The following is a 16,895-nucleotide window of genomic DNA, read 5'->3' as shown; positions in this document are numbered from 1 at the left end:
CCGTCCATGCATCGGCGACCGAGTGTAGCTGCTTCGCCGATCAGGCCGCAGGAAGTTGCACCGTAGCGCGAAGCCCGCCGGCATCCCGAGGCGTGAGCGCCAAGGTGCCGTCGTGCGCCTGGACGATGCTTTGGACGATGGCCAGGCCCAGGCCGACCCCGGCATGGCCACCGCGGACACGTTCGGCCCCGCGCTGGAACGGCTCGGTAAGCGTCGCGGCCAGTGGCGCCGGCAGCACCTCGCCGCTGTTTTCGACCGTCAGCACGACCGCGCCATCACGCGCGGCGGTGCGGACCTGCACCACGCCATGCTCGGGAAGATTGTGGACGATCGCGTTATGCAGCAGGTTGGCGATCATCTGCAGCAGCAGCGCCGGGGAGCCGAAGGCGTGGGCCGCCTCGCCCGATGCCTCGATCGCCAGTCCGCGCTTTTCCGCCAGCGGCAGCAGCGTTTCGGCCGCCTCTTCCAGCAGCAGCGACAGGTCCACGCGTTCCCGCGCAAACGAACGCTGGCCGGCGCGGCTGAGCAGCAGCAAGGCTTCCGTCAATTCGATCGCCCGCGCATTCACCGCATGGAGGCGTTCGACGAGCTCGCCGGTGTCGCCACGCGGATCCTGCCGCGCGACATCGAGCATCGCCTGCGTCACCGCCAGCGGCGTGCGCAGTTCGTGCGCGGCATTGGCGGCAAACCGCTGCTGTTCGGCGACGTGCGCTTCGAGCCGGGCGAGCATGGCGTCGAACACGTCGGCCAGTTCGCGGAACTCGTCGCTGCGTCCCGAAAGCCGGATCCGATGCGACAGCGAGCCGTTCGCGGCCAGGCGCGTGGCGTCGCCGATGCGATCCAGCGGAGCGAGCATGCGCCCGGCGAGCCACCATCCGCCCACCAGGCCCAGCACCAGCAGAAAACCCAGCGCCAGCACGGCGGCCGAGCCGAACACGACGGGGCCGAAGTTGCTCGGATCGAGCGCTCGCCGCAGGTTGGCAAAGCTGGGTATCAGCATGCCGACGGGCACGCTGCGCAGCAGGAACACCCACGCCGCCGCGAGCAGCAACAGGCCCGCAAGCATGAGGAAGCCCGCATAGCTCAGCGTGAGCTTCATGCGCACGCTCAAGCCCTGCGCCCTAGCCACGCCCGGCTCCTTCGTCCGCGCCCGAATCGATGCGATAACCCACGCCCGGCACGGTTGCGATCAACCACGGTTGACCGAGGCGCTTGCGCAACGCGGAGACGGTGATGCGCACGGCGTTGGTAAACGGGTCGGCGTGTTCATCCCAGGCCTGTTCCAGCAACTGCTCCGCGCTGATCACACCGCCTTCCGCGGCCACCAGCACCTCCAGTACGGCGAACTGTTTCCTGGTCAGCGCGATATGCCGGCCATCGCGATAGACCTCGCGCCGGAACGGGTCCAGCCGCAAACCCGCGATCTCCCGCACCGGCGGCCGGCTGCGCGTGCGCCGGCGATCCAGCGCGCGCAGCCTGAGCACGAGTTCCTTCAGCGCGAAAGGCTTGGTGAGATAGTCGTCGGCGCCGAGTTCGAAACCCGAAGCCTTGTCGTCCAGCCGGTCGGCGGCGGTAAGCATCAGGATCGGCATGCCGCTGCCGGAAGCGACGATGTGCCTGGCGATCTCGTCGCCGGAAGGTCCGGGAATATCGCGATCGAGCACGGCGATGTCGTAGGCGTTGACGCCGAGCAATTGCAGCGCGGTATTTCCATCGCCCGCGATATCGGCGGCGATCGCCTCCAGCCGCAGGCCCGCGCGGATCGCTTCCGCCAGATAGGGTTCGTCTTCGACGATCAGTACACGCATCGCTCTCAAGCTTACGCGCCGCAACGTATCGCCAGCATATCGAAAAAAACCTACGGGCCGGCAACAGCGGCGCCGCGCACGATGCCCGGCGAGTGCTCCTTCACCCGCCGGGAAGATACCCATGCAAGCCACGCCTGTCCGCTCCACCGAAAGCCTTTCCGCGCTGATGAGCGCCCTCCAGGAAACCGTGGTCGCCAGGGCGCGCGGCCTGACCAGGAGCTATGGGCGCGGCGAAACCCAGGTGCACGCCTTGCGTGGCGTCGACCTCGACCTGACGCGCGGCAGCTTCACCGCCATCATGGGTCCGAGCGGCTCCGGCAAATCCACGCTGATGCACTGCCTGGCGGGGCTGGACCGGGCCAGCGGCGGCACCGTCAGCGTGGCCGGCGTGGAGCTCGGATCGCTGGACGACGACGCACTCACCCGCTTCCGCCGCGGGCACATCGGCTTCGTGTTCCAGGCGTTCAACCTGCTGCCGATGCTGACGGCAAGCCAGAACATCCTGCTTCCGCTGGAACTGGCGGGCCAGCGCATCGGCGATGCGGCAAGAGAGCGCGCACACCTGCTGGCCGAGATTCTCGGCGTGGCCGAACGGTTGCACCACCGCCCTGCCGAGCTGTCCGGCGGCCAGCAGCAGCGCGTTGCGATCGCGCGCGCCCTGATCACGCGGCCGGACCTGCTGTTCGCCGACGAACCCACCGGCAATCTGGATAGCACTACGTCGGCCGACGTGCTCGGCCATCTGCGCCGCTCCGCGCGCGAGCTCGGCCAGACCATCGTGATGGTCACCCACGACCGGGAAGCGGCGCGGTACGCCGACGAGGTGATCACGCTGCAGGACGGGAGGATCGCCTGATGCGCAGCGTCTTCTTCGCCTCGTTGCGCACCTATATGCGCAGGTATGTCGCCGCGGCGATTGCCGTGATCGTCGCGGTCGCCTTCGTCGTCGTGCTGGGCGTGCTCATGGCGGCCGCACGGAGCGGCATCATGGCGGGCGACGGAGCGCCGTATCGCGGTGCCGACTTTGTGGTCAGGGCGAAGCCCGATGCCGCAGCGCAGGCTCCCGCGTGTTGCCCCGGGACGCTGGATACGCCGGCGGCGATTGCCATGGTGGAACGTCTAGGCGACAACGCAGCGGGACTCGGCCGGGTGCTGTTGCCGGCGCACACCGCAGATGGCGCCGCGCTTGGCGCGGGCGAAACGGCGGTGGGTCCCGTCGCCGCCGCGCAGGCGCTGCGCTGGCAGAAACTGGTTTCCGGCCGTTTTCCTTCACGCATGGGCGAAGCCGTGGTGCACGTGTGGGATGCGCATGCGTGGAAGATCGCGGTTGGCGACCGCATCCGGCTGGGCGAAGGCGCCACCGCCGCCGATGTGCAGATCGTCGGCCTGGTGGAATCGCCGTCCACCTGGACGCAGGCTTCCGTCTACGTCACCTGGCCGCAGTACCTGCGCTGGCGCGGCCAGCCTTCGTTTCATGTGGGTTCGATCGCCGTGCGCGGCGATGTCGGCCGGATTCCCGAAGGCATGAGCGTGCAACCGGCGGCGCAGTTCGTCACCAACGGGCTGACCAAGCTCAATCACGGCGTGGACACGATCGCGCTGATGCTGGTGCTGTTCGGCGGCGTCGCGCTGTTTGTCGCGGCGCTGGTCATCGCCAACACTTTCTCCATTCTGTTTGCGCAACGGCTGCGCGAGCTGGCCTTGCTGCGCTGTGTCGGCGCGACGCGGGGACAGGTGGTGGGTGCGGTACGCAGCGAGGCCGCCGTAGTTGGCACGGTGGCATCGTCGATGGGAACACTGGCCGGTGTCGGCGTGGGCTACGGACTGGTCGCCGTCATCAATGGACTCGCGCCACGTCCACCACTGGGCATCCCTGCACTGCCTTTGCCCTGGCTGTTGGGTGCGTTCGCGATTGGCATTCTGGTCACCATGCTCGCCTCATGGTTGCCGGCCAGGGGCGTGGTCCGGCTAAGTCCACTCGCGGCGCTGCATCCGCATGGCGCGGTCGACGTGCAAACCGCCACCGGCCGCGCGCGCTTGGCCATCGCCGTGTTTTTGCTGCTGGTCGGGACCGGATTGCTCGGGATGTCGACGATCCTGGCCAGCAAGCTGTTCATGGTAATTGGCGGCATCGCCGTCTTCATGAGCGTCCTGCTGTTCGGCCCGTGGCTCTTCCCTCGCCTGATCCGATCCGCCGGCGCCCTGCTCGGCCCGATCGAACGGCTGGCCGCCGAAAACGCCGCACGCAACCCGCGCCGGACCGCCACCACGGCCGCCGCCCTGCTGGCCGGCGTCACCTTGATGACGGCCGTGCTCACCGGGATGGCTACGTGGCGCACGGCGCTGGACCAGCATCGCGACCGGCAGCTGCCCATCGATATCGAACTCACCTCGCCCGACAAGCCGATCGGCCCCAGCCTGCTCGACCAGGTGCGCAGCACGCCCGGCGTGGAACACGCCATCACGGTGGACGGCACCCTGGCGAAGATCACCGGATGGGATGCCCCGATCCCGCTCATCACCGCCCCGGAGGCGGCCGCCGTGGCGCGCGATGGCGGCGCGTTCGCACGCGTGGAGCCGGGGACGATCCGGCTCGACCGCGATGCGTTTCGTTCGCCGCATAAGGAGCTGGGCATCGCTCCGGGCCGCATGGTCAAGGTGCGCGTCGGCGCGCACGAGGTCGAGCTGAAAGCCGTATTTCTGGGCGGCTGGGGACAAGCCGGCCTGGTATCGCCGGAAACCCTGGCGCAGCTCACCGATGCGCCGCAGCCGCGCGTCATCTGGGTTCGGGCTTCGGCCGATGCGGACAGGCTTCAGCTGGTCGGCGACCTCGAAGGTGTCGCACGTACTGCTGGTGTGGATGTCCACGATCGCCTGCAGGCGCGCGCGGCGGGGGACCGGCAGTTGGACGTCCTTACGTGGTCGGTGCTTGCGTTGCTTGGCATCTCGGTGGCGATTGCACTGATCGGCATCGCCAACACCTTGGCGCTGTCGGTGCTCGAACGCGCGCGTGAACATGCGTTGCTGCGCGCGCTCGGGCTTACCCGCGGACAACTGCGGCGGATGCTCGCGACGGAAGCCCTGCTGTTGTCCACCATCGCCGCGCTGCTCGGCATGGCGATCGGCGTCGGATTCGCCTGGGTCGCTTACCGGGCCATCGTGAAGCGGGTACTGAGCGAGGCCGTCATGCAGATTCCATGGCTGTCGCTCGGCGTGCTTGTCCTTCTCACTGCACTGGCCGGTCTGCTGGCCAGCGTGCTTCCCGCGCGGCGGGCCGCGCGAGTGTCTTCGGCCGGGGGCTTGGCTCTGGACTAGCAGCCGACGAGCCGCTTTTGGACATCCAAACGCCCTGCCTTGCCCGAATGGCGACCGATCGTCCAGCCATGATCGCCGTCCTTTCCATCGGGCACGCCGCCATGCACAAACATCTCTTCGCGATGCTCCTGCTTGCTCTCGCCTGCGGCTCCGCACAGGCGCAGTCCTCGATCTGGCAGCCCACCGCCGGTCACGTGCAGCTGCCGATCTGGCCAGGCAAGGTGCCCGACGCACTGCCAGCCACCAAGCCCGAATCGGTCGGCAAGGACTGGGCAAGAGTCGAAAACGTCAGCCAGCCGACCATGACTTACTACGCCCCGCAGGGCCGCAACACCGGCGTGACGGTGGTGGTGTTTCCCGGCGGGGGTTACCAGATCCTCGCCATGGACCTGGAAGGCACCGATATCTGCGACTGGCTCGTCTCGCGTGGCATCGCCTGCGTGCTGCTGAAATACCGCGTGCCCGATTCGGGGCCGACATGGAAGAACGACCGCCGCTATTACCCGAAAGTGCAGACCGCCTTGCAGGATGCGCAGCGCACGCTCGGGCTGGTGCGCCAGCATGCGGCGGAATGGAAGATCGACCCGCACAAGATCGGCGTGATGGGATTTTCCGCCGGCGGCCATCTGGTGGCCGCGGTCAGCACGCATTTCGACCGGCGCACCTATCCGCCGGTCGATGCCGCGGACCAGCTCAGCTCACGCCCGGATTTCGCCATCGCGGCCTACCCCGGCCATCTGTGGCTGCACGAGGACGAGGACCGCGCCACCCGCCCGCAGACCGACCTGCGCCTGCGCCCGGACATCCGTGTCAGCCCCAATACGCCGCCCACTTTCCTGGTGCAGGCCGAAAACGACCCGACCGATACCGTCGAGGAATCGCTGGCCTATTACGTCGCACTGCAGAAGGCCGGCGTTCCCACCGAGATGCATCTGTATGCGGAGGGTGGCCATGCCTTCGGCCTGCGGCCGAGCAAGTTGCCGATCAGGCGCTGGCCGGAGCTGGTGGAGCAGTGGTTGAAGACGATCGGCATGCTCGCGGCCGATGGCCCGGTCGCCGACAACAAAAGTAATGCCAATCAATAGTTTGCAACGGCAACCAGCGGGCTTCACGGCCGTATTAATCGACGCGTCCCACCCCACGTGTAGAATCGTCGTCTTTTTTTACCCAGCCGCATGGTGCAAGCCCTCCACCGGACGCCCGTCCGCGGCCCGACGTTCATCCGCCTGCTAGCCAGCCTGACGGACGCCGGCGCCCCGGCCTCCCCGCCCCCACTGCCGGACCGGTTGAGCCAATGGCTCGACTGGAATCAGTCCATTGCGCTGTCCACGGCGCTGGATGGCCGGCCGGTGCTGGCGGATGGCGCGCCCTTCACCGACGAGGACGGCGAGGAATGCGCCCGCGCGCGCGCCGCGCTGGCCCAGGCCATCGTGGGCGACCGGGCGCTGTCGCCTGCCGCCGCGCAGGACGAGATCGGCATCGACGCCGCCATCGTCCGCCAGCGCTACCTCACCCATCAGCGCGCGATGCAGGCCGCCGCCGGGCGCCTGCGCGGCAGATTGCGCGACCGGCTCGCCGCGAAAGATGCGGAGATGGCGCGGCTCGCATCCGTGGATGCGGCGATGGAAGTGGCGCTGAGTCCGCGCGAACACGCGCTGCTGGCGGCTGCGCCCAAGCTGCTGGGCGCGCATTTCGAACGACTGCGCCAGGCCGCGGAGAACACCGCGGAAGGTGCTGCGGGAGCGGAGCTCCCGGCTGGGGAAACGTCGGCCGCGTGGCTCGACGTCTTTCGCAAGGACATGCAGAGCGTGCTGCTCGCCGAACTGGATGTTCGTTTTCAACCGGTCGAAGGCCTGCTCGCGGCCCTTCGCGCCAGCTAACTGGAACGTCATGTTCAGAAGTCTCGTTTATCCCCTCGTTTTCGCCGCCGGCCTCGTGGCCGTGGGCTGGATCGGCGCCGGCTACGTCGGCTCCAATCCGCTGGGCGCGGTCATCGCCGCCTTGATCGGCGCCTGCTATCTCGCCGGCGGCGTGGAGCTGTTCCGCTACCGGCAGGCCACGCGCACGCTCGGCGATGCCGTTGCCAAACTTGAAATGGCACCGTCCAACCTGGGCGATTGGCTGGGCCAACTGCATCCCAGCCTGCGCAACGCGGTGCGCCTGCGCGTCGAAGGCGAGCGCGCGGCGCTGCCGGCGCCGGTGCTCACGCCCTACCTGGTCGGCCTGCTGGTGCTGCTGGGCATGCTGGGCACCCTGCTCGGCATGATGGCCACGCTGCGCGGCACCGGCCTGGCGCTGGAAAGCGCCGCCGACCTGCAGGCCATGCGCGGTTCGCTCGCTGCGCCGGTGAAGGGCCTGGGTTTCGCGTTCGGCACCTCGATCGCGGGTGTGGCCAGTTCGGCCATGCTCGGCCTGTTGTCCGCGCTGTGCCGCCGTGAGCGCATGCAGGCGACGCAGCAGCTGGACACGCACGCTGCCACGACCTTGCGCGTGTTCTCCCAGGCGCACCAGCGCGACGAAGCGTTCCGCCTGCTGCAGCGCCAGACCGAGCTGATGCCGGCCCTGGTCGACCGGCTGCAGGCACTGATGGCGAGCATCGAACAGCAGAACCAGAGCGCGCACGAGCGCCAGCTCGCCGGCCAGGACGCGTTCCACGCGAAGACCGAAACCACCTATGCGCGCCTCGCCCACTCCGTCGAGCAGTCGCTGCAACAGGGCGTGGCCGACAGCGCACGCGCGGTGAGCGCATCGATCCAGCCGGTGGTGGAAGCCACCATGGCGGGCTTGTCGCGCGAGACGGCCGCGCTGCGCGAAGTAGTCGAACAAGGTGTGCAGCGCCATCTCGACGGCCTTTCGGCCGGCTTCGAGACGACCACCGCCAACGTGGCCGGACTGTGGAAGGAAGCACTGGACGAACATCGCCGCGCCGGCGCAACGCTTACCGGCGATCTGCACGATTCGCTGCAGCAGTTCAACGGCACGTTCGAACAGCGCTCCGCCGCGCTGATCGGCGACGTCGCCAGCCGCCTCGACACCGCCGCGAACCACGCCGCGGAAGCCTGGCAGCAGACGCTGTCGCGCCAGGAAGCCGCCAACGGCCAGCTCGCCGCGCGCAACCAGGAAGCGCTGGCCGCCGCGGCAGCCACGTTCGAGCAGCACGCCGCCTCGCTGGTCGGCGTCGTGCGCCAGTCGCACGAAGACCTGCATGCGGCACTCACCGCGCGCGACCAGGAACGCCTCGTCGCCTGGACCGAAAGCCTCGGCGCGATGTCCACCGCGCTGCACGGCCAATGGGAACAGACCGCCGCGCACGCCGCGGACCGCCAGCGCGACATCTGCGACACGCTCGCGCAGACCTCGCGCGACATCACGGAGCAGACCAAGGCGCATGCCGGCGAAACCATCGCCGAGATCTCGCGCCTGGTGCAGGCCGCCTCCGAAGCGCCGAAGGCTGCCGCGGAAGTGGTTGCCGAACTGCGCCAGAAGCTCTCCGACAGCATGGTGCGCGACACCGCGATGCTGGAAGAACGCAGCCGCCTGCTCGCCACCGTGGAAACCCTGCTCGACTCGGTCAACCACGCCTCGACCGAACAGCGCGCCGCCGTCGACGGCCTGATCGCCACCTCGGCCGACCTGCTCGACCGTGTCGGCACGCGCTTCCAGGACCACGTCGAAACGCAGACCGGCAAGCTCGGCACGGCCGCCGCGCACGTGGCCGGCGGCGCCGCCGAAGTGGCCAGCCTGGGCGAGGCGCTGGGCGTCGCCGTGCAGATGTTCGGCCAGTCCAACGAGGCGCTGATGGAACGCCTGCAGCAGATCGCCGGCGCACTGGATGCCTCGCTCGCGCGCAGCGACGAACAGCTCGCCTACTACGTGGCCCAGGCGCGCGAAGTGGTCGACCTCAGCATGCTGTCGCAGAAGCAGATCATCGAAGAGATCCAGCAGCTGGCCGAAACCCGCACCGCCGCCGGAGCCGAAACGGCATGAGCGGCGAGATCGAAGCGGAAACCGAATCGACGCCGATCTGGGCCGCCTTCGGCGACCTGATGTCGGTGCTGCTGGGCGTGTTCGTGCTGATCCTGGTCGGCATGATCGGCATGCAGATGCAGCTGTCGAACCAGCTGGAAGAAGAAGTGAAGCGGCGCCAGGCCGAGGCGCAGCGCCGCCAGACGCTGGAACAGGCGCTGGCCGCGCCGCTCGCCGCCGGCCGCGTGACCCTGGTCGACGGCCGCATCGGCATCCGCGGCAATGTGCTGTTCGCGCTGAACTCCGACCAGTTGCAGCCGGAAGGACGCGAGGTGCTCCGGAGCCTGGCCGGTCCGTTGACGGGCTATCTCAAGTCGCGTGACGAGATTCTGATGGTCAGCGGCTTCACCGACGACCGCCAGGTGCGCGACGGCAACCGCCAGTTCGCCGACAACTGGGAGTTGTCGGCCGAGCGCGCGCTTACCGTCACCCGCACGCTGATCGCCGAAGGCGTGCCCGCGTCTTCAGTGTTCGCCGCAGCGTTCGGCGCGGAGCAGCCGGTCGGTTCGAATGCGAGCGAAGACGGCCGTTCGAAGAACCGCCGCGTGGAAATCGCGCCGGTGCCGCGTCCCGCGCAGGGTTCGCCTGAAAGCCTTATCCATGATTGAAAAGCCGTCCCCCGCCAGAGCGAGGCTCGATACCTGGCGCGAACAAGGCGCCGACCGGATCGACCCGGTGCGCTTCCACGTGATGGAAGCGCTGGAACAGCGCGCAGCGGGACACGATGGTGAAGTGCGGCGCCTGCTCGGCGAACGGTTGTCGTCACTGCTCGATGGCTATGCCGCCATCGTCGAAGAAGCTGCCGCGCAACCGCAGTCCAGCACCGTGGCAACCGGCGATGGCCCGCTGCGCTCGCTCGCGGAGACGCTGGCCGGGCGCGCACCCGGCGCCTTTCCCGAACTGCCCATGCTCGGCGATATCCGCCAGCTCTGGTCCGGCCTGCGCACCGAAAGCCAGTTGCGCCAGTCGCTGCAGCCCGCTCCCGCCAATGCCGGCCCGCTCAACTCGAGCGCGCTGGCGCACCGCGCCATTGCCTCGATGCGCGAGCTGTCGCCGGGTTATCTGCGGCATTTCCTCGGGTATCTCGATGCTTTGTCGTGGATGGAGCTGATCCAGGCCGATGGCGCCGTCGCACCTGTCCGTAAGCGCAGCCGCGAGAAGAAAGCGACGTAGCGACGTAGGTTGGGGTGAGCCGCAGGCGAACCCCAACATCGCAACCTTCAAGCATTCCGTATTGTTGGGGTTCGCCTGCGGCTCACCCCAACCTACGCCGGTCGCCTGCGCGCCGTCGACCCGCGCACCACCAGGTCCGCCGACAGCACGCGCTTGCGCGGCGGCACCTCGGCATCGTTGAGCAGCTCCAGCATCATGCTCATCGCCTCGCGCCCCAGTGCGTTCTTCGGCTGCGCCACCGTGGTGAGCGGCGGCGAGGTGTAGCGGGCGAAGCGGATGTCGTCGAAGCCGACCACCGACACATCGTCCGGCACGCTCAGCCCATGCGAGCTGAGCGCGCGCATGGCGCCGATGGCCATTTCGTCGTTGGAGCAGAACAGCGCGGTGAACGATTGCCCCTGCGCCAGCAGTTGTTCGACGGCGCGCTCACCGGCCTCGATCGAGAAATCGCCGGTCACGATCAAACCCGGATGCACCGGCAGCTTCGCGCGCTGCAAGGCCAGCCGGTAACCCTGCTCGCGGTCCACGCAGATGGGACTGGATGGCGGCCCCGCGACGAAAGCGATCTCGCGGTGCCCCAGCATGGCCAGATAATCCACCGCCACGCTCGCCGCGGCGACGTTGTCGATATAAACGCTGGAAATCTGCCCGTCCTTGACGTACTCGCAGGCATTGACCACCGGCAGGCGGCCCTGGATCGGAATCGCCGGCACGCGCGGCGACATGGTGATGATGCCGTCGGCGCGGCGCGCCGCGACCATGTCGGCATAAGCCTGCTCGCGCACCAGGCTGCCCTGCGTTTCGCCCAGCAGCACCGAATAGCCGTTCTCGTGCGCCACCTGTTCGATGCCGCGGATCACTTCGGAGAAAAAGGGGTTGGCGATGTCGGGCAGCAGCGCCACGATCAGCCGCGTGCGGGCCGTGCGCAGGTTGCGCGCCAGGGCGTTCGGCGTATAGCCGAGGCGCTTGACCACTTCGTGGATGCGCTGGCGCGTGGTCTCGCTGACCACCTCCGGCCGCTGCAATGCGCGCGACACGGTGGCCACCGACACTTTGGCGATGGCGGCGATCTCCTTGACCGTACTGACGCGGGCCGGCGGCGCCTCGGCCGCCGCGCCCTTGCCTTTGCGTCCGCCCCTCGATCCCTTGCCGCTCACGAATGCCGGCCTCCCATGCCGCCGATTGGTGCGGGACGATAGCACCCCCGCGCGAGCCCGCAAGCGCCCTGCCAAGGCTCGGGCCGCCGCCCATGCTGCGCCGCAATGTAATGGATTACATGAAATCGTTGCATCGGCATTTCCAAGTCTGTTACATACCAGCGCAGTTTTTTCGCGGTCTTGCCACTTCCCACTTGCGCGGTTTGCATCGCACTTTTCCCGGTTGTGCCTTGGAAGTCCAGTCCGCATGCGGATGTAATCGAATACATTTTCGATGGTAGCGATACCTCGGAGGGGGAACATGCCTAGCCAGTCCATAGCGACCAGCAAAGTCAGGTCATGCCGATGAAGCGTCTCGGCATGGGCTTGGTCGGCCCCGGCTTTATCGCCGCCCATCATCTGGATGCGGTGCGCCGCCTGGGCGACGTCGACGTGGTCGGCATCGCCGGCTCCAGTCCCGAATCGACGCAGAAACGTGCCCGCGAACTGGGCGTCGAACGCGCCTATGCCGACTACCGCGAACTGCTGGCCGATCCGGCCGTGCAGGTGGTGCACAACACCACGCCCAATCATCTGCACCGCGAGATCTCGCTCGCCGCCCTGCAGGCCGGCAAGCACGTAATCTCCGACAAGCCGCTGGCCAGCAGCCTGGAAGAAAGCCGCGAGCTGCACGACGCCGCGCGCAAGGCCGGCGTGGCTCACGTGGTCACCTTCAATTACCGCGGCTACCCGCTGATCCAGCAGGCCCGCGCGATGATCGCCAAGGGCAAGCTCGGTGCGCAGGTGTTCGTGCACGGCTGCTATCTGCAGGACTGGCTGACCGACGAGCGCGCCTATTCGTGGCGGCTCGATCCCAAGCGCGGCGGCGCCAGCTCGGCGCTGGGCGATATCGGCTCGCATTGGTGCGATCTCGCCGAACACGTCACCGGTGCGCGCATCGTCGCCGTGCTGGCCGACCTGCACACCGCGGTGCCGGTGCGCGATGTGCCGGCCGCTTCGCCCAAGGCGTTCGCCAAGGCGGCGAAAACCGCCCCACGCAAGAAGATCAAAATCGCCAGCGAGGATCTCGCCAGCGTGCTGCTGCGCTTCGACAACGGCGCGCGCGGCTGCGTCACCATCGGCCAGGTGCTGCCGGGGCACAAGAACGACCTGCGCCTGGAAGTGAGCGGCCGCGAGGCGTCGCTGGCCTGGCGGCAAGAGCAGCCGAACGATTTGTGGATCGGCCATCACAATCAGCCGAACACCGTGCTGACGCGCGATCCCGCCCTGCTCGATCCGGCCGCGCGTGCGTTTGCGCACCTGCCCGCCGGCCATCCGGAAGCCTGGCCCGATGCGTTCCGCAACCTGATCGCCGACGCCTACGCCTGGATCCGCCAGGGCGGCGCGCCGGCGAAGAAGCCGTCCGCGCTGCCTACCTTCGCGGACGGCTACCGCAACAGCCTGCTGGTCGACGCCATGCTGAAAAGCCACGCCGCGGGTGGCGTGTGGCAGGACGTCGAAGACCTGACCGCAACACCACGCAAAAGGGGAGCACGGGGATGATGAAGTGGCGCCTTAGGTTGATGATGCTGTTCGAGTACGCGATCTGGGGCGCCTGGTATGTCACCGTCGGCACCTGGCTGGGCCAGACCCTGCATTTCAGCGGCAAGGAGATCGGCGCGGTGGCCGGCACCACCGCCGTCGGCGCGATGATCTCGCCGCTGTTCGTCGGCCTGCTCGCCGACCGCCTGTTCGACACGCGCCGCGTGCTTGCCGCCCTGCATCTGCTCGGCGCCGTGCTGCTGGTGTTCGCCGCGAAGCAGACCTCGTTCCCGCTGCTCTACGGCACCCTGCTCGCCTACAGCCTGTGCTACATGCCGACGCTGGCGCTGACCACTTCGCTGGCGATGCGCCACATCAGCGACCCGCAGGAAGAATTCGGCGGCATCCGCGTGCTCGGCACCATCGGCTGGATCCTGGTCGGCCTGGCCGTCGGCGCCTGGGGCGTCGAAGCCACCGCCTCGCCGCTGCATCTGGCCGCGGTACTGTCGGTGGTGACGGCGCTGTACTGCCTCACCCTGCCGCCCACGCCGCCGCTGGCGCGCAACCAGCGTTTCGAGCTTCGCCACGCATTGCCGCTGGAATCGCTGCACCTGCTGCGCGACCGTTCGATGGCGGTGTTCGCGCTGGCGTCCTTCCTGATCTGCATCCCGCTGCAGTTCTACTACGCGTTCACCAACCTGTTTCTCAACGAAGTGGGCGTGGTCAACGCGGCCGGCAAGATGACCGGCGGACAGATGTCCGAGATCCTGTGCATGCTGCTGATCCCCTGGTTCTTCCGCCGCCTCGGCGTGAAGTACATGCTGGCGGTGGGCATGCTGGCCTGGGTGTTGCGCTATGCGATGTTCGCCTTCGGTGCGCCGGGCGAGCTGATGTGGATGCTGTGGCTGGGCATCGTGCTGCACGGCATCTGCTTCGACTTCTTCTTCGTGGTCGGCCAGATCTATATCGACCGCGAAGCACCCACCGCCCTGCGCGCGGCGACGCAGGGCCTGATCACCTTCCTCACCTATGGCCTGGGCATGTTCGTCGGCTCGTGGCTGTCGGGCGTGGTGGTCGATGCCTATGCCACGCCAGGCGCGCACGACTGGCGCTCGATCTGGCTGATCGCCGGCGGTTGCGCCTTCGCCGTGCTGGTGCTGTTCGTACTCGCCTTCAAGGACCGCAGGAGCGTCGCCGGCCAGCCCGCTGCCGTCACCCACTGATCCACGATTCCCCAAGCTACCCACCGGCCGCCCCGAGAGAATCCATATGATGATGAATCGCAGGCAGTTCCTCGCTCGATCCGCCATGTTCGGCGCCGCGGCATGGCTTGCCGCCAGTCCTTCCGGCCGGCTGCTCGCCGCCGGCGCGCAGGGCAAGGCGCTCGGCATCCAGCTGTACATGGTGCTGAAGTCGTACCAGGCCGATCCGCTCGGCACGCTCAAGACACTCAAGAGCATCGGCTACAGCGAGATCGAGGCGATCGTCACCACCACCGCCGCCACCTTGCGCGACCAGTTGAAAGAGGCGGGCCTGGGCTGTCCCAGCTTGCACTTCGACAGCCTCGGTTTCGATCCGGGCATCGAGGCCGCACACACCCTGGGCGCGAAGTTCATCGTCAGCAGCATGCTGCCGTCGATCATGCAGAAGGAAGCCGGCGCCCACGCGCCCGAGCCCACCTATTCGCTGGACGAAGCCAAGCGCACCGCCGAATACGCCAACCGCCTGGGCGAAAAGGCCAAGAAGGCCGGCCTGCAGTACGCGTATCACAACCACCACCTCGAGTTCACCGACGTCGGCGGCGGCCAGACCTTCTACGACGTGCTGCTGAAGGAAACCGACCACCAGCTGGTGCATTTCGAACTGGACTGCGGCTGGGTGCACGTGGGCGGCAAGAATCCCGCCGACTACTTCAAGGCCAACCCCGGCCGCATCGCGCTGATGCATGCCAAGGATTTCCTGCCCGGCGCGGGCGGCAAGGATTTCCCCGGCGCGGAACTGGGCCGCGGCACGCTCGACTACAAGCCGATCATGGCCGCCGCGGACCGCTCGGGCCTCAAGCATTGCTTCGTCGAACAGGAAGGGCCGTTCAGCCGCATGAGCGACCTCGAGGCCGCGCGTATCGACTACGCCTACCTCAAGCCGCTGCGCTGAACCCTTACGTCCCCCACTTTCTGTTGCACAGGGAACCCCATGGACAACAAGCACGTATATGACGCCATCGTCGTCGGCACCGGCGTCAGCGGCGGCTGGGCCGCCAAAGAACTGACCGAGAAAGGCCTCAAGACCCTGGTGCTGGACCGCGGCCCCATGGTCAAGCACGGCGACTACCCCACCGCGATGAAAGCGCCGTGGGAACTGCCGTACGGCGACGAGCCGACGCGGCACGACATCGAGCGCCACCCGATCCACACGCGACCTTCCTTTTACGGCATCACGCAGTCGACCAAGCATTGGTTCGTCGACGATATCGACAACCCCTACGAGGAAACCCGTCCGTTCGACTGGTTCCGCGGCTACCACGTCGGCGGCCGCTCGCTGATGTGGGGGCGCCAGAGCTACCGTCTCAGCCCCATGGACCTGGAAGCGAACGGCAAGGAAGGCGTGGGCGTGGACTGGCCGATCCGCTATGACGACATCGCGCCCTGGTACGACTACGTCGAACACTTCATCGGCGTCAGCGGCTCGATCGAACACCTGCCGCAGCTGCCGGACGGCGACTTCCTGCCGCCGATGGACCTGACCTGCGTGGAGAAGGACTTCCGCGACAAGATCGCCGGCAAGTTCGGCGGCCGCAAGCTGATCATCGGCCGCACCGCCAATCTTTCCGGGCCGCTCAAGCACGACAAGAGCCCGCAGCGCGCACCTTGCCAATACCGCAATCTGTGCATGCGCGGCTGCCCGTTCGGCGCCTACTTCAGCAGCAACTCCTCCACCCTGCCCGCGGCGGAGAAGACCGGCAACATGACCATGGTGACCAATGCCATCGTCTACGAACTGATCTACGACAACGACAAGGGCAAGGCCACCGGCGTGCGCGTGCAGGATGCCGAGACCGGCCACCAGACCGAGTACTTCGCCAAGGTCATCTTCATGTGCGCCTCGACCTTCGGGAGCACGCACATCCTGCTCAACTCCACCTCCAGCCGCTTCCCCAACGGCTTCGGCAACGACAGCGGCGAGCTGGGCCACAACATCATGGACCACCTGTTCGGCAGCGGCGCGCGCGCCATGGTCGACGGCTACGACGACCGCTACTACTCCGGCCGCCGCCCCAACGGCTTCTATATCCCGCGCTACCGCAACGTCGGCAGCGACAAGCGCAGCTACCTTCGCGGCTTCGGCTTCCAGGGCGGCGCCAGCCGCCAGGACTGGACGCGCCTGGTGAACACGCCGCTGATCGGCGGCGATCTCAAGCGCGCCGCGCAGGCACCGGGCCCGTGGAGCATCTCGATGATGGGCTTCGGCGAGATGCTGCCCTCGCACCGCAACAAGGTGACGCTGGACCGCAACCGCAAGGACAAGTACGGCATGCCGGTGCTCAACTTCGATGCCGCGCATGAGGAGAACGAGCTGGCGATCGGCAAGGCGATCGTCGACGACGCGCTGGAAATGCTCAGCGCCGCCGGCTACCGCGACGTGCGTTCGTTCAAGATCCAGGCGAACGTCGGCGCCGGCATCCACGAGATGGGCACGGCGCGCATGGGCCGCGACCCGAAGACCTCGGTGCTCAACGGCTGGAACCAGATGCACGCCTGCAAGAACGTCTACGTCACCGACGGTTCGTTCATGGCTTCCTCCGGCTGCCAGAACCCGTCCCTCACCTACATGGCGATGACCGCGCGCGCGGCCAGCCATGCGGTGGAAGAACTCAAGCGCGGCAATATCTAAGGAG

General features: G+C 67.7%; 14 protein-coding genes. 11 read left to right on the top strand and 3 right to left on the bottom strand.

The annotated features are described in order from the left end of the window. Positions 1-40 precede the first annotated feature (40 nt). Positions 41-1,129, bottom strand: coding sequence for a HAMP domain-containing sensor histidine kinase (locus KK141_RS20940; protein WP_214572005.1), 1,089 nt, complete (start codon positions 1,127-1,129; stop codon positions 41-43). Beyond that, positions 1,122-1,808 carry a response regulator transcription factor gene (locus KK141_RS20935; protein ID WP_214572004.1) on the bottom strand — a complete coding sequence of 229 codons (687 nt, stop codon included), beginning with the start codon at positions 1,806-1,808 and terminating at the stop codon, positions 1,122-1,124. Before KK141_RS20935 ends, KK141_RS20940 begins: the two co-directional genes overlap by 8 nt. Positions 1,809-1,974: 166 nt before the next feature. On the opposite strand from KK141_RS20935, the gene KK141_RS20930 reads away from it, so the two are divergent. The 7 genes from KK141_RS20930 to KK141_RS20900 all read left to right on the top strand — a co-directional run bounded on the left by KK141_RS20930 (position 1,975) and on the right by KK141_RS20900 (position 10,322). Beyond that, positions 1,975-2,664 carry an ABC transporter ATP-binding protein gene (locus tag KK141_RS20930; protein WP_214572123.1) on the top strand — a complete coding sequence of 230 codons (690 nt, stop codon included), beginning with the start codon at positions 1,975-1,977 and terminating at the stop codon, positions 2,662-2,664. Next, positions 2,664-5,123 (top strand): FtsX-like permease family protein, encoded by a 2,460-nt coding sequence (locus KK141_RS20925; RefSeq protein ID WP_214572003.1) that lies wholly within the window; start codon positions 2,664-2,666, stop codon positions 5,121-5,123. Before KK141_RS20930 ends, KK141_RS20925 begins: the two co-directional genes overlap by 1 nt. A gap of 122 nt (positions 5,124-5,245) precedes the next feature. Then, a complete protein-coding gene (locus tag KK141_RS20920) occupies positions 5,246-6,208 on the top strand; it encodes an alpha/beta hydrolase (RefSeq protein ID WP_250901921.1) in 963 nt (320 codons plus the stop codon). Between the two features lie 90 nt (positions 6,209-6,298). Beyond that, positions 6,299-7,003 (top strand): DUF3348 family protein, encoded by a 705-nt coding sequence (locus KK141_RS20915; protein WP_214572001.1) that lies wholly within the window; start codon positions 6,299-6,301, stop codon positions 7,001-7,003. A 10-nt stretch (positions 7,004-7,013) separates the two neighbouring features. Further along, entirely contained in the window at positions 7,014-9,110 is a 2,097-nt protein-coding gene (locus tag KK141_RS20910; RefSeq protein ID WP_214572000.1) for a DUF802 domain-containing protein, read from the top strand. Next, entirely contained in the window at positions 9,107-9,757 is a 651-nt protein-coding gene (locus KK141_RS20905) for an OmpA family protein (protein ID WP_167256866.1), read from the top strand. Before KK141_RS20910 ends, KK141_RS20905 begins: the two co-directional genes overlap by 4 nt. Beyond that, on the top strand, positions 9,750-10,322 hold the full coding sequence (locus KK141_RS20900) for a DUF2894 domain-containing protein (RefSeq protein ID WP_214571999.1): 573 nt from the start codon (positions 9,750-9,752) through the stop codon (positions 10,320-10,322). Before KK141_RS20905 ends, KK141_RS20900 begins: the two co-directional genes overlap by 8 nt. 92 nt (positions 10,323-10,414) lie before the next feature. Here the strand turns inward: KK141_RS20900 and KK141_RS20895 are convergent, their stop codons facing one another. After that, positions 10,415-11,479: a LacI family DNA-binding transcriptional regulator gene (locus KK141_RS20895; protein ID WP_214571998.1), complete on the bottom strand. Its 1,065-nt coding sequence runs from the start codon at positions 11,477-11,479 to the stop codon at positions 10,415-10,417. A 339-nt stretch (positions 11,480-11,818) separates the two neighbouring features. Between KK141_RS20895 and KK141_RS20890 the strand changes: the two genes are divergently transcribed. From KK141_RS20890 to KK141_RS20875, 4 genes are read left to right on the top strand one after another with little or no spacing between them, the layout of a single operon-like run. Next, complete coding sequence (locus KK141_RS20890) at positions 11,819-13,021, top strand: Gfo/Idh/MocA family oxidoreductase (protein WP_250901915.1); 1,203 nt, start codon at positions 11,819-11,821, stop codon at positions 13,019-13,021. Further along, complete coding sequence (locus KK141_RS20885; RefSeq protein WP_214572121.1) at positions 13,021-14,223, top strand: nucleoside permease; 1,203 nt, start codon at positions 13,021-13,023, stop codon at positions 14,221-14,223. The genes KK141_RS20890 and KK141_RS20885 overlap by 1 nt, the downstream gene beginning before the upstream one ends. 46 nt (positions 14,224-14,269) lie before the next feature. Continuing rightward, positions 14,270-15,154 (top strand): sugar phosphate isomerase/epimerase, encoded by an 885-nt coding sequence (locus KK141_RS20880; RefSeq protein WP_250901914.1) that lies wholly within the window; start codon positions 14,270-14,272, stop codon positions 15,152-15,154. Positions 15,155-15,193: 39 nt separating this feature from the next. Then, positions 15,194-16,891: a GMC family oxidoreductase gene (locus KK141_RS20875; protein ID WP_214571997.1), complete on the top strand. Its 1,698-nt coding sequence runs from the start codon at positions 15,194-15,196 to the stop codon at positions 16,889-16,891. The last annotated feature ends 4 nt before the right edge of the window (positions 16,892-16,895 follow it).

Origin of the sequence: Dyella sp. LX-66, from assembly GCF_018599165.1 — a bacterium.
Lineage (GTDB): Bacteria > Pseudomonadota > Gammaproteobacteria > Xanthomonadales > Rhodanobacteraceae > Dyella_D > Dyella_D marensis.
The sequence above is the reverse complement of the archived record's forward strand: the minus strand, read 5'-3'. Positions and strand labels throughout refer to the sequence as shown.

Bases quoted from the DNA above. Each gene is read 5' to 3' on its own strand.
- KK141_RS20915 (WP_214572001.1), top strand. From the start codon at position 6,299: ATGGTGCAAGCCCTCCACCGGACGCCCGTCCGCGGCCCGACGTTCATC.
- KK141_RS20925 (WP_214572003.1), top strand. From the start codon at position 2,664: ATGCGCAGCGTCTTCTTCGCCTCGTTGCGCACCTATATGCGCAGGTAT.
- KK141_RS20935 (WP_214572004.1), bottom strand. From the start codon at position 1,808: ATGCGTGTACTGATCGTCGAAGACGAACCCTATCTGGCGGAAGCGATC.
- KK141_RS20910 (WP_214572000.1), top strand. From the start codon at position 7,014: ATGTTCAGAAGTCTCGTTTATCCCCTCGTTTTCGCCGCCGGCCTCGTG.
- KK141_RS20930 (WP_214572123.1), top strand. From the start codon at position 1,975: ATGAGCGCCCTCCAGGAAACCGTGGTCGCCAGGGCGCGCGGCCTGACC.
- KK141_RS20875 (WP_214571997.1), top strand. From the start codon at position 15,194: ATGGACAACAAGCACGTATATGACGCCATCGTCGTCGGCACCGGCGTC.
- KK141_RS20920 (WP_250901921.1), top strand. From the start codon at position 5,246: ATGCTCCTGCTTGCTCTCGCCTGCGGCTCCGCACAGGCGCAGTCCTCG.
- KK141_RS20880 (WP_250901914.1), top strand. From the start codon at position 14,270: ATGATGATGAATCGCAGGCAGTTCCTCGCTCGATCCGCCATGTTCGGC.
- KK141_RS20905 (WP_167256866.1), top strand. From the start codon at position 9,107: ATGAGCGGCGAGATCGAAGCGGAAACCGAATCGACGCCGATCTGGGCC.
- KK141_RS20885 (WP_214572121.1), top strand. From the start codon at position 13,021: ATGAAGTGGCGCCTTAGGTTGATGATGCTGTTCGAGTACGCGATCTGG.
- KK141_RS20890 (WP_250901915.1), top strand. From the start codon at position 11,819: ATGCCGATGAAGCGTCTCGGCATGGGCTTGGTCGGCCCCGGCTTTATC.
- KK141_RS20900 (WP_214571999.1), top strand. From the start codon at position 9,750: ATGATTGAAAAGCCGTCCCCCGCCAGAGCGAGGCTCGATACCTGGCGC.